This is a genomic window from Pseudomonas sp. xss_2 (assembly GCF_043104195.1).
In the GTDB taxonomy this organism is placed as follows: domain Bacteria; phylum Pseudomonadota; class Gammaproteobacteria; order Pseudomonadales; family Pseudomonadaceae; genus Aquipseudomonas; species Aquipseudomonas urmiensis.
Map to the genome: position 1 here is coordinate 58469 of NZ_JBICKL010000077.1, position 12373 is coordinate 70841.

Sequence of the window (12373 nt, forward strand, 5' to 3'; positions counted from 1 at the left end):
GCTAGCCCAGCACCTCGCGCAGCCGATACCACATCATCCCCAGCGCCAGCAGCGGCGAGCGCAGGGCCTTGCCGCCCGGGAAGGTCAGGTGCGGGACTGCGCTGAATACATCCAAGCCCTGGCTATGACCGAGCGCGATGGCTTCGGCCAACAGCTTGGCGGTCCAGTGGGTGACGTTCAGGCCGTGCCCTGAATAACCCTGGGCGTAGTAGACGTTGGGATGCTGGCTGAGCCGACCGACTTGCGGGAAGCGGTTGGCAGTGATGCCGATCATGCCGCCCCACTGATAGTCGATGCGTACACCGGCAAGTTGCGGGAACACCTTGAGGACCTTGGGCAGCATGTAGGCGCCAATATCCTTGGGATCGCGCCCGGAGTAGTGGCAGGCACCGCCGAACAACAAGCGGCGGTCGGCGGTGAGGCGGTAGTAGTCCAGGCCGACTTTCTGGTCGCACATCGCCATGTTCTGTGGGATCAGCGTCTTGGCCAACTGCTCTGGCAGCGGTTCGCTGGCTACAACGTAGCTGCCCGCGGGCAGTACCTTGCCGCTCAGGCGTGGTTCGAGTTCGTCCAGGTGGGCGTTGCAACCCAGTACCAGACTCTTGGCCCGCACGCTGCCACGGGCGCAGTGCAGGGTTACCGTGCTGCCGTGCTCGATGCGCAGCACCGGGCTCTGCTCGAAGATCTGCACGCCCAGGCCTGCGGCTGCGCGGGCTTCGCCTTGCACCAGGTCGAGTGGGTGCAGGTGCCCTGAGCCCATGTCGATCAGGCCACCTGCGTACTGGTCGCTGGCGACCACTTCATGCATCCGCTCGGCACTGACCAGGCGCGTTTCGTGGCGGTAGCCGAGGCTGGCCAGCTCTTGCTGTTCATCGCTGAAGGCAGCGAACTGCGCCGGGGTGTTGGCCAGTTCGCAAAAGCCCCAGCGCAAATCGCACTGGATGTCGTATTGGGCGATGCGCTGGCGGACCAACTCGACCGAATCGATCCCGGCGTGCTTGAGGTAGCGCACGCCGTCCTGGCCGACGTAGCGGGCAAAGCCACTGACGTCATGGCCGATGCCGCGAATCAGCTGGCCGCCGTTGCGCCCGCTGGCGCCCCAGCCAATCCGCCGGGCCTCCAGAAGGATCACCGAAAGCCCGCGCTCGGCCAGCTCCAGGGCGGTGTTGACCCCGGTAAGACCACCCCCGACCACGCAGACATCGGCACTGAGCGCGCCTTCGAGTGCAGGGTAGGGCGTCGTCGCCCGCGCGCTGGCAGCGTAGTAGGAGGCAGTGTGTTGAGTATCAAGGGACATGGCGCGTACTCGGCTCAGCGATTGGATTTGATCTTGCTCCAGGAGCGGGTCATGACGCGCATGATCTTCGGGCTCGGGGTGCTGGAGACATACAGCTTGTCCAGCACCTCCTGGGGAGGATAGATCTCGGGGTTGTTGACCAGCGAGGGGGCCATGTGGGCCTTGGCCTCAAGGTTGGCATTGGCATAGCCGACCGTGGCACTGACCTTGGCGATCACCTGCGGGTCGAGCAGGTAGTTGATGAAGGCCAGGGCCTGGTCGGGGTTGCTGGCATCCTTGGGAATTGCCAACAGGTCGAACCACAGGTTGCTGCCTTCCTTGGGAATGCTATAGGCGATTTTCACGCCGTTGTTGGCCTCCACCGCGCGGTTGGCGGCCTGGAACACATCGCCGGAATAACCGAAGGCGACGCAGATATCGCCGTTGGCCAGGTCCGAGACATATTTGGAGGAGTGGAAGTAAGTGATGTAGGGGCGCAGCTTGAGCAACTGGGCCTCTGCCTTCTTGTAGTCGTCTTCCTTTTCGCTGCGTGGGTCCATGCCCAGGTAGTTGAGCATTGCCGGGAACAGCTCGTCCGGCGAGTCCATGAACGCCACGCCGCACTTTTGCAGCTTTTTCAGGTTCTCAGGCTCGAACAGCACCGCCCAGGAGTCGATCTTGTCGATGCCCAGGGCTGCCTTGACTTTGTCGATGTTGTAGCCGATGCCGTTGGTGCCCCACAGGTAGGGCACCGCGTACTGGTTGCCGGGGTCGTTCTGCTCAAGCTGCTTGAGCAGTTTAGGGTCCAGGTACTTGAAGTTCGGCAGCTTGCTGCGATCGAGCGGCAGGAACGCGCCAGCCTTGGCCTGGCGCGCCAGGAAATGGTTGGAGGGCACTACCACGTCGTAGCCGGTGCGTCCGGCCAGCAACTTGCCCTCCAGGGTTTCGTTGGAGTCGAACACGTCATAAACCACCTTGATCCCGCTGCTGGCCTGGAAGTCCGCCAGGGTGGTGTCACCGATATAGTCGGTCCAGTTGTATACGCTGACCGTTGGTTGGGCCTGGGCGGCCGCGCCGAACAGCAAGGCGAATGCTGCGGGAAGCAAAGAGTGCAAATGACGCATGTCGACACCTCATTGGTATTTTTCTTGGGTCTGTTGCGAGTGTTGCGGATCAGACGCTGAGCATCAGGAACTCACGCTCCCAGGAACTGATCACGCGCTTGAAGTTCTCGTGTTCGGCACGCTTGACCGCCACATAGCCTTGGACGAACTGGCGGCCCAGGTAGGTCTGCAGAATTTCGCAGTCTTCCATGTGCTGCAGGGCGTCTTCGATGGTGATCGGCAGACGCAGGTTGCGCCGCTCGTAGGCACGGCCTTGGACCGCTGCGCTCGGCTCGATCTTCTCGACCATGCCCAGGTAACCACACAGCAGGCTCGCCGCGATGGCCAGGTACGGGTTGGCATCGGCGCCCGGCAGGCGGTTCTCGACCCGCATCGCTTCGGGGCTCGAGGTCGGCACGCGCAAGCCGGCGGTGCGGTTTTCTTCGCCCCACTCGACGTTCACCGGCGCCGAGGTATCGGGCAGGAAGCGGCGGAACGAGTTGACGTTGGGGGCGAACATTGGCAGCACTTTGGGGATGTACTTCTGCAGCCCGCCAATGTGATGCAGGAACAGCTCGCTCATGCTGCCATCGTCGTTGGCGAAGATCGGCTTGCCAGTGGCGATGTCGACCACGCTCTGGTGCAGGTGCATGGCACTGCCGGGCTCGTCGGTAATCGGCTTGGCCATGAAGGTTGCGGCGACGTTGTGCTTGAGCGCCGCCTCACGCATGGTGCGCTTGAACACGGTGATCTGATCGGCGAGGTCGAGCGCGTCGCCGTGACGGAAGTTGATTTCCATCTGCGCCGGGCCGTCTTCATGGATCAGCGTGTCCAGGTCCAGCCCCTGGATTTCGCACCAGTCGTAGACGTCTTCGAACAGTGGGTCGAATTCGTTGGCGGCATCGATGGAGAACGACTGCCGACCGCTCTCGGCGCGCCCCGAACGGCCCAGTGGCACTTGCAGGGGCAAGTCCGGGTCTTCGCAGCGCTTGGTCAGGTAGAACTCCATCTCCGGCGCGACGATAGGCTGCCAGCCTTTGTCGGCGTACAGCTTGAGGACCTTTTTCAGCACGTTGCGCGGCGACAGTTCGATCGGGTTGCCTTGTTTGTCGAAGGTGTCGTGGATCACGATCGCGGTCGGCTCGATCGCCCACGGGATCTGGTACACCGCACTAGGGTCGGGGCGGCAGACCATGTCGATGTCGGCCGGGTCAAGCAGGTCGTAGTAGATGTCGTCGTCGACATAGTCGCCGGTGACGGTCTGCAGCAGCACGCTCTCTGGCAGGCGCATGCCGCGCTCATGGAGGAACTTGGCGGTCGGCGCGATCTTGCCGCGGGCGATGCCGGTCAGGTCGCTGATCACGCATTCGACTTCAGTGATGCGGTGTTCTTTCAGCCACGTGGACAGCTGATCGAAAGGGGCGTTCATACAGACCTCTTGGTTGGGTTTTGGTGGCACATCGTTTCAAGGAATCTTCCCAGCTGATGCGCTGAGGGCTATCTTGGTCGCAGCCCACAGGGTTGATCTATCCACTTCCTTCGGCAATGAATGCACCAAAAGAGTGCATATAGGACATCGCGTGACAACGCCCCATGCCTTGCAGGTCCAGGCTTTCAACACCAGTGACGTAACAGAACAGGTGCGCGCCACCCCGGGCTGGCAGCAGCAATACCGGCAAATGTCCCCCGGGCATTTCAACGGTCAGCTGCGCTGTTTGGGGCTCGATGGCGTGGAAGTCTACGAAGAACGCCTCAATACCCGGGTCGAGCAGTTCTTCCGCGCGCCCAGCGGGTCGCTGACGTTTTGCTTTGATCGCAGCGATAACAGCCTCTACGTGCTCAATGAAGAGAGCCGCAATATCTGGATCACCCCCGAGAACTACCAGGAAGTGGCGGTGGTATTCGATCAAGGCTTCTTGCAACGGCACGGGCTGGATGTCAATCGCCTGGAAGGCTTGTTCATGGTGCCGTTGGACAGCGTGCAGAACGCGCTGTTCGGCGGCTGGCTCAGCGCCACCCTGACGCGCCTGGGCCAAGCCGATTCGCCGTTGGAGGGCAGGGCTCTGGCCGAGCAATTGCTGGAGGACTGCCTGTTCATCCTCGACAACGCCAGCCAACGGCTGCAGGGCGATGCCCTGGAGCGGCGTGGCGAGGCGCGGGCGGTGATGCGGCGGGTCAGTGACTGGGCGGCGGATTGCCCGGACGAGACGCTTAACCTGGTGGAGCTGGCCAACGTTGCCGGAGTCTCGGTGCGCCAGTTGCAGCAGACGTTCAAAGCCTTCACCAACCTGCCACCAGCTCATTGGTTGCGTTTGCGCAGGTTAAATGGAGCACGGCGAGACCTGCTGCGTGGGGGCGAGTTGACGGTGGCTGAGGTGGCGATGCGTTGGTCGTTCTGGCATCTGGGGCGGTTTTCCGACAGTTATCGGCAGTTGTTTGGCGAGTTGCCGAGTGAGACGCTGCGCCGGACAAGAGCTTAAGGCCTGGGCCAGCGCAGACAATCCTGCATGCCCCGGTAAATATTGGTATGGTGCCCGGCAGTTTCCCCGAGGTTCCGATGTTCTATCTGCCACTGACCAGCGACCAAGCCGAACGCCTCGCCAGCGAGGCATGCGCCGGCGAATTTCTTCCCCAGGCCAGCCTGCCGGAAACGGCCAGCGTGCTATTCATCCAGAACCTGCCGCGCCAGCAAGGAAAACCCTCGGTGGAGGCCCAAGAACGGCGCTTTGCCGAAATGCTGCGCATCGCCGATGAAGTGCATGCTGCCGCCCCTGAGCAGTTTCAGGCGCAAGTAGCCAAGCGTTTCGACGCCGAGGCGTTCGCCATGGGGCTGGGCATGCTCGGAGAAAATGGCATTAGCCTGCTGAGCCCTGAGACGCCAGTCGATCCTGCCGACTGGCGCGACAGTGAGGGCGGCTGGAACTTCCTGTTCGCCGATAGCTACCGCCAGTTGGTAACGCCGCTGCACCCTGTCAGCCTGCCGTCGCTGTCCAGCGACCTGCGTCTGAGCGACCAGCAGAATCGCCTGCTGCGCGAATTTCTCTCCGGTGTCGACGAATCGGTAGCCGTGCAAGGGTTCGCCGGCACTGGCAAGACGTTCCTGATCCATCAATTCGCGCGCTTGCTCGACCCCCAGCGCACCTTGTTACTGGCCATGACCGAGGGCCAGTTGCGCGCCTTGCAGGCGCGGGTCAAGGACGCTTCGGCGTTCACTGCGCTGACGTTCGGCCAGTTGGCCGACGAAATCCTCAATCGCGACCTGACCAGCAATGGCTGGCGCCTGCGCGACGCCTACCGCAGCAAACTGTCCTGGCGCCCACAGGAGTCGCAGGTGGTGCAGTGGCTGGGTATCCCCGATATCGGCCCGCTGGCTGCTCGTGAGGTGGTTGCCTTGTGCATCAAGGCGGTGCGCAGCTTCTGCCGCAGCGCTGATGAGGTTATCGGCTTGCAGCATCTGCCATGGATGGGGCCGGGATTCTCGCCGCTGGATCAGGAGGTGTTGCTGGAGAAGGCGCGCCTGTACTGGCAACAACTGATTCGCCCTTCGGCGCGGGAGATCCAGCTACCGGTGCGCGACTACCATCGGGTCAAGCTGCTGTCGCTGACGCGCGAAGTCATCGATGTCCAATTCAGCCATGTCATCGTCGACGAAGCCCATGAGTTATCCGCGCCGATGCTTGCCGTGCTCGACCGCAGCCCCCAGGCGATCATCACCCTAGGGGATGACCTGCAGAACCTCAATGGCCTGAGCCCGCACCACGGCAGCTTCATTCGCCAGCGCTGCATCGATCACTCGTTGCGAGCGGGGCCGGCGATGGAGGGCGTGCTCAATCCGCTGATCCTGGCGCACCCATCGGCTATCCAGGCGGCGTTCACCGGCAGCGCCGAGCACTACACGCGGGTGAGTTTCTTCGATGCGGTGACGGTGCCCGAGCAACCTACGGCGTTGCTGGTTGACGATGAATGGGGGCTGTTTGGCTGGTTCCAGCGCCTTACCCATCAGGGCGTGCCGTTCGTGCTGCTCCAAGGCGCACGCAAGGAGTTCGAGCTGTTCGTCGAAGACTGTATCGAACTCTACCGCCATGGCACCCGACCACGGCACAACATGCTGTTTCGCTATGCCAGCTGGCAAGCGCTGGAGCAGGACAAGGGTGACGACAAGGCCTTCGCTGCGGTGGCGAACATGCTGCGCAAAGGCTATAGCCCGGAACACTTTGCCAAGGCCAAGAGCCGCTACCGCTGGGACAAGGCGCCCAAGCTGTTTCTAGGTCGGGTAAGGGATGTGAAGAACATGGAGTTCGCCCGGGTGATGGTGTCGCCTGAGCTGATGGTTGCGCCTGGCCCCGGCAACAACCGCAACGAGCGGGCGCGGATGTTGGCCGGATTGTATACCGCCTGTTCGCGGGCCAGGCATGAACTGATTGTGCCTGGGGGAATGCTCGATTGGGTCAAGGATCAGGTGCGCGATTGAACAGGTTGGGGCCGCAAAGCGGCCCCAACTGCCAACGCAAAACAATCAGTTGCGATCCAACCAAACCGTCTGCACGTTGCAGAACTCACGCACGCCAAAGTGCGACAACTCGCGGCCAAACCCGCTTTTCTTGACGCCACCGAACGCCACCCGCGGATCGGACGCGCAATAGCCGTTGATGAACACGCCACCGGTATCCAGCGCAGCGGTCATCCGTTCTGCCAAGGCAACATCGGCGGTATAAATGGTCGCGGCCAAGCCAAACTCGCTGTCATTGGCCAGTTCCACCGCGTGGTTGGCATCACGCGCTGCTATGATCGCCGCCACTGGGCCAAACAACTCTTGCTTGAACGCGGTCATTTCGCAGGTCACGCCAGCGAGCACGGTCGGCGGGTAGACGTTGGCGACGCCCTCGGCTTTCTTGCCGCCGAGTAGCAGGGTTGCGCCTTCAGCCAAGGTCGCCTGTACCTGGTCGTGCAACTCGTCGCGCAGGTCATAACGGGCCATCGGGCCGATGTAGGTGTCGTCCTGCAGCGGGTTGCCAACCTTGAGCTGGCGGGTCGCCTCGACGAATTTGCGGGTGAACTCATCAACGATGCTGTCTTCGACGATCAGGCGCTTGGCCGCGGCGCAGACCTGGCCGGTGTTCTGGTAACGGCCGATCACCGCGGCTTTGACGGCAGCTTCGAGGTCGGCGTCGGCCAGCACGATGAACGGGTCTGAACCGCCCAGCTCCAGCACGCATTTCTTCAACGCAGCACCGGCCTGGGCGCCGATGGCCATGCCGGCGCGCACGCTGCCGGTCAGGGTCACGGCAGCAATGCGCGGGTCATTGATGGCGCGGGTGACGCCATCAGGGGTGACGTTGATGACCTCGAAGCTGCCATCTGGCAGGCCGGCCTGCTTGATGATCTGCAGCAGCAGGTAGGCGCTGCCCATCACATTGGGTGCGTGCTTGAGTACGTAGGTGTTACCGGCCAGCAGCGCAGGCACGGCGCCGCGCAGGACTTGCCAGATGGGGAAGTTCCACGGCATCACCGCCAGGATCGGGCCCAGTGGACGGTACTCGATACGCGCTTTTTCGATCTGAGTCGGCTCCGGGGCGAGCATGGCTGGGCCGTGTTCGGCATACCACTGGCACAGGCCAACGCACTTGCTCACTTCGCCACGGGCCTGGCTGATCGGCTTGCCGATTTCGCGGCTGATCATCACCGCCAGGGCTTCGTGGTTGGCCTGCAGGGCATCTGCCAGAGCGATCAGGTATTCGCTGCGCTGACCCAGCGACACCTTGCGCCACAGGTTGAAGCCAATCTTGGCACGTTGCAGCGCCGCCTCCAGTGCGGCGTCGGTGTCGAATGGGTAGTGGCCGATCTGCTCGCCGCTGTACGGGTCGACGGAGATGGCGTGGGTCAGGCTAGTGATCTGGCTCATGGCGGAGCGCCTCGTTGTTGTTGGTGAGTGACGCCCAGACTAGTGGTGTGCATCATTATTGAAAACTGAATAATAATGAGCGAAACATTCACGTTTGGAGAAAGATAGTGGACTTGGTGCAACTGGAAATCTTCAAGGCCGTGGCCGAGCACGGCAGCATCAGCGCGGCCGCCCAGCAGATTCATCGGGTGCCGTCGAACCTGACCACCCGTATCAAGCAGCTTGAGGAAGACCTGGGCGTCGAGCTGTTCATCCGCGAAAAAAGCCGGCTGCGCCTGTCGCCGGCCGGTTGGAATTTTCTTGAATACACCCGGCGCATTCTTGACCTGGTGCATGAAGCCCGACTGACCGTGGCCGGTGAAGACCCGCAAGGCACATTCGCCCTGGGTTCGCTGGAAAGCACCGCCGCGGTTCGCATCCCGGCGCTGCTGGCGGCCTACAACCAGCGCTATCCCAAGGTCGATCTGGACCTCTCTACCGGACCTTCGGGCACCATGCTTGAGGGGGTGTTGTCTGGCCGACTGGTCGCGGCATTCGTCGACGGCCCGGTGTTGCACCCGACCTTGGAAGGCATGGCGGTGTTCGAGGAGGAAATGGTGGTCATCGCGCCGCTCAACCATGCACCGATCAGCCGGGCGCGCGAGGTCAATGGCGAGAGCATCTACGCCTTTCGCGCCAACTGCTCCTATCGCCATCACTTCGAGAACTGGTTCGTCCAGGATCAGGCGGTGCCCGGCAAGATCCACGAGATGGAGTCCTACCACGGCATGCTTGCCTGCGTCAGCGCCGGTGCGGGCCTGGCGCTGATGCCGCGTAGCATGCTCGACAGCATGCCGGGCGTAAGCACGGTGAGTGTGTGGCCGTTGTCGCAGGACTTTCGCTATCTCAAAACCTGGCTGGTGTGGCGCCGCGGGACGGTGTCGCGCAGCTTGAGCATGTTCATCAAGTTGCTGGAAGAGCGCCGCGCTGCCTGACCGATGGTCGCGCCATGGCGCAACGCCAGGCGCGGCGCAGCGTCGAACATAGGGTAAGCATCCCGTTGATGGAGGAGTGCACCATGCGCAACCATCATTACAGCCTGTGTGCCGCATTGCTGGTGGGCCTGGCTCTTCCCTGGACGCTGGCCGCTGGCGCAGACCTCAACGCGCCAATCGACACGCAGGCTGTGCAACTGCAGCCGCAGGAGCAGAACGGCATCCGCTATCTGCAAGGTGGCATCGGCCAGGACGAGGCCAACGCCTTGCGCCAAACCCAGGGCTACAACCTGCACATCACCCTGTCGACCGGCCCCGAAGGCAAGTTCCAGACTGGAGCGGCGGTCGATATTCAAAGTGGCCAGGGCCAGCCGCTGCTGAACCTGCAGGACGTTGGCCCGATGATCTACGTGCAACTGCCACCGGGGCATTACCGGGTGATCGGCCAGGCTCAAGGGCAGACCGTGCAGCAGCAAGTGAGTATTGACGGCAAGGCGCCAGTGAAGGCCAATCTGAACTGGCGTTGAATGCCCATTCATCACCAGGAGTACAGATGTGCTCCTAGCGCCGGAGGGTAACGTGTGGGCCGGTACTGTCTTGGTGTTTCGCAGTGACCTCTGGCACCGCGGCGCGGCCAACAGCAGTGACGGACAGGTGCGCGACATGCTCCAGGTGCACTATGGCCGGCGCATGGTGGCGCAGAAGTTTTCCCCGTCCCTGAGCTGGCAGTTCAACCCTCAAGTGCTCGCCGCAGCCACTGCCCGGCAACGGCGGTTACTCGGTGAGCACGCCGAATCGGAATACGATTAGCCTATTAGCCAATAGTGGCAATCCACTTTCAACTTTCTGACTGTCTAGTCGATAATCCGAGAAGTATTGCACCTTGTTACTTGGCGGGATGCCCAGGTAGACAAGCGAAAAATGAGGGGCTCAAGCCCCCGATGTCCGTGAAGACCATCAGGAGAGTCATTGATGAAAACCCGTCTCGCCACCACGCTGGCGGCCGCCGTCCTGGCGTTCGCTGGCGCCAATCTGGCCCACGCCGCACAAGTGTCCGGCGCTGTTGGCGCCACCGGCCAAGGTGACATGACCTACCGTATCGGCCTGTCCTGGGATTGGGACAAACAATGGCTGCAAAGCAGCACTGGCCACCTCACCGGCTACTGGGATGCCGCCTACACCTACTGGGAAGGCGGTGAGGCCAGCGGCGCCCATTCGCTGTCGTTCAGCCCGGTATTCGTCTACGAGTTCAGCGGCTTCACCTACACTCCCTACATCGAGGCGGGCATTGGCCTGGCAGCGTTCTCCAAGACTGATGTTGGCGACCAACGCCTGGGCTCTGCGGTCAACTTCGAAGACCGCATCGGCTTTGGCCTGAAGCTGCCGGGCGAGCAGAAGGTTGGCATCCGCGCGATGCATTACTCCAACGCCGGCATCAAGCAGCCTAACGACGGCATCGAGTCGTACTCGCTGTTCTACAGCAAAGGCTTCTGATACCTGGCAGGCAGGGCGGTAATCGCCCTGCCTGAACGTTCGCCAGTGCCTTCAGTGCACTGCCTTGATCGCCAGCACGTTGCACAGGGGATGTTCCAGCACATGCGCGGTGGTACCGCCCAGGAAGGTCTGCATGGCGTCGTGCCGATGGCTGCCCATGACGATCAGATCGACCCGGCTATGACTGATGTACTGGGCAATCGCCCTGATCGCCGGCCCCTCGAGGAAATGCCTCCGCTCCAGGGCGACTTCATGATGATCACCCAATCGATTGAACGCGGTCCGTTGCGCGACCCGCACACTGGCGTCGAAGCCAGGCATGGTCACTGTGCCTGCGCCAAAGTCGGCGATATGGGTTTTCGACGCATCGCACACATGCAGCAAATGCAGCTCGGCATTGCATTGCAGGGCCAGCGCACGCGCGCTGTGGATGACCTGCTCGTCCAGGTGTTCACCGGCGCCGTGGCTATTGAGATCGACTGCTGCAGCGATTTGCCGGGGTAGCGGCAGGCGGATTTCGCTGACCAGATGCACGGCGACCGGGCTGTCCTTGAGCAGTTGCCAGTCCAAGGGGGTTACCAGTAGCCGCTTGAGCACCGGCTCGTGTTGCACATCCTTGATCAACAGATCGCAGCCCAGGCGTTCGACTTGTTCCAGCACACTGCCCAGGGGATCGCGGGTCAGCAGCAGCTCGGTGGAAACATCCAGACCGGTATTACGCAGCTGCTCGGCAACGTCCGCCAGCCACAGACGATTGTGGGTCAACAGACGTTCGCGCTCGCTGCCATCGCTCATCAGGCCAAAGGTGTCGACATCGTCGACGAAAACGTTGACATCCAGCAAGGCACCGCTGGATTCGGCCAGCGCCGCCGCCCGCTGCAAGGCGGGTGAGTAACGCATCTGCGGGCCGAGCATGACGAACATGCGCTTGAACTGGCTCATCGCACACCTCCTCGTGTGGCAGCCCCCCGTTCATGCCGTTGTTGGTTTGCGGGCCAAGTGGCGCGCCAATCCCACTTTCAGTCTAGACGCTCTGCGCCGGCGGCACGTCGCTGGGGCGATCGATGTCGATCAATACCCCCGGGTCATCGACCATCAGCGTGTGCACTGCGTGGCTATTCGCCTGGACCACGCTACGTGCGCCGCTGTCGCCGTCAAGCTGACTGAGCTCGGCCCAGAAGTCGCGGCCGAATATGACTGGATGACCGGTCTTGCCTTGGTAGGCGGGGCGGCAGATTCGATCAGGAGCAGCGCTGGCGAGCAGGGTATCCAGGGTACTGGCGTGGATAAATGGCATGTCGGCGAGAAACACTGCCAGCGCCTGGCCCTCGGAAACGGCGCTGATACGCTGGACACTGGCGGCGATGCTATGACCTAGACCCAGCCGGCTACTGGCGCACTGGACGATACGGACCTTGCTCGGCAGGTCGAGCGGCACCGGATCGTCCTCGCGCAGGGCCAGCCAGACTTCCTCGAACACCGCGCAAGGCAGTAACAGGCTCGATTGCAACAGGGTCAGGCCATTGCTCAAGCGCTGTTGACGCTTGTCGCCGCCAAAGCGTTGGCTGCGGCCGGCGGCGAGTACCAGGGCGACTGGCTTGCAAACCATGGGCGGTGTCCTTAT

11 protein-coding genes and 1 pseudogene are annotated in these 12373 nt (G+C 62.3%); 6 read left to right on the forward strand and 6 right to left on the reverse strand.

Annotated features, from left to right (window positions below):
- Position 1 precedes the first annotated feature (1 nt).
- Genes ACF8K2_RS18910 through ACF8K2_RS18920 form a run of 3 tightly spaced genes read right to left on the reverse strand, consistent with a single transcriptional unit; the run spans position 2 to position 3808 of the window.
- The gene (locus tag ACF8K2_RS18910) at positions 2–1297 is read right to left on the reverse strand and encodes an NAD(P)/FAD-dependent oxidoreductase (RefSeq protein WP_392466863.1); all 1296 of its coding nucleotides are present in this window, start codon (positions 1295–1297) and stop codon (positions 2–4) included.
- Between the two features lie 14 nt (positions 1298–1311).
- Positions 1312–2400: a polyamine ABC transporter substrate-binding protein gene (locus ACF8K2_RS18915; protein ID WP_392466865.1), complete on the reverse strand. Its 1089-nt coding sequence runs from the start codon at positions 2398–2400 to the stop codon at positions 1312–1314.
- Between the two features lie 49 nt (positions 2401–2449).
- A complete protein-coding gene (locus ACF8K2_RS18920; protein ID WP_186554547.1) occupies positions 2450–3808 on the reverse strand; it encodes a glutamine synthetase family protein in 1359 nt (452 codons plus the stop codon).
- Between the two features lie 151 nt (positions 3809–3959).
- Between ACF8K2_RS18920 and ACF8K2_RS18925 the strand changes: the two genes are divergently transcribed.
- Positions 3960–4859 carry a helix-turn-helix domain-containing protein gene (locus tag ACF8K2_RS18925; protein ID WP_392466868.1) on the forward strand — a complete coding sequence of 300 codons (900 nt, stop codon included), beginning with the start codon at positions 3960–3962 and terminating at the stop codon, positions 4857–4859.
- Between the two features lie 77 nt (positions 4860–4936).
- Positions 4937–6850, forward strand: a complete 1914-nt coding sequence (locus ACF8K2_RS18930) for a hypothetical protein (RefSeq protein WP_392466870.1) — start codon at positions 4937–4939, stop codon at positions 6848–6850.
- A 45-nt stretch (positions 6851–6895) separates the two neighbouring features.
- On the opposite strand, the gene ACF8K2_RS18935 is transcribed toward ACF8K2_RS18930, so the two are convergent.
- Positions 6896–8281, reverse strand: a complete 1386-nt coding sequence (locus ACF8K2_RS18935) for an aldehyde dehydrogenase family protein (protein ID WP_392466873.1) — start codon at positions 8279–8281, stop codon at positions 6896–6898.
- Between the two features lie 107 nt (positions 8282–8388).
- Between ACF8K2_RS18935 and ACF8K2_RS18940 the strand changes: the two genes are divergently transcribed.
- The 4 genes and pseudogenes from ACF8K2_RS18940 to ACF8K2_RS18955 all read left to right on the forward strand — a co-directional run bounded on the left by ACF8K2_RS18940 (position 8389) and on the right by ACF8K2_RS18955 (position 10749).
- Positions 8389–9255 (forward strand): LysR family transcriptional regulator, encoded by an 867-nt coding sequence (locus ACF8K2_RS18940; protein WP_392466875.1) that lies wholly within the window; start codon positions 8389–8391, stop codon positions 9253–9255.
- A gap of 83 nt (positions 9256–9338) precedes the next feature.
- Positions 9339–9782: a carboxypeptidase regulatory-like domain-containing protein gene (locus ACF8K2_RS18945; protein ID WP_392466878.1), complete on the forward strand. Its 444-nt coding sequence runs from the start codon at positions 9339–9341 to the stop codon at positions 9780–9782.
- A 58-nt stretch (positions 9783–9840) separates the two neighbouring features.
- Positions 9841–10065, forward strand: a pseudogene (locus ACF8K2_RS18950) (dioxygenase); the annotation flags it as partial.
- Between the two features lie 162 nt (positions 10066–10227).
- Positions 10228–10749, forward strand: coding sequence for an acyloxyacyl hydrolase (locus tag ACF8K2_RS18955; protein ID WP_186554541.1), 522 nt, complete (start codon positions 10228–10230; stop codon positions 10747–10749).
- Between the two features lie 51 nt (positions 10750–10800).
- Here the strand turns inward: ACF8K2_RS18955 and ACF8K2_RS18960 are convergent, their stop codons facing one another.
- Together ACF8K2_RS18960 and ACF8K2_RS18965 are read right to left on the reverse strand one after the other, a co-directional pair.
- On the reverse strand, positions 10801–11691 hold the full coding sequence (locus tag ACF8K2_RS18960; RefSeq protein ID WP_392466880.1) for a universal stress protein: 891 nt from the start codon (positions 11689–11691) through the stop codon (positions 10801–10803).
- An 82-nt stretch (positions 11692–11773) separates the two neighbouring features.
- Positions 11774–12358 (reverse strand): NTP transferase domain-containing protein, encoded by a 585-nt coding sequence (locus tag ACF8K2_RS18965; protein WP_392466883.1) that lies wholly within the window; start codon positions 12356–12358, stop codon positions 11774–11776.
- Between the last annotated feature and the right edge of the window lie 15 nt (positions 12359–12373).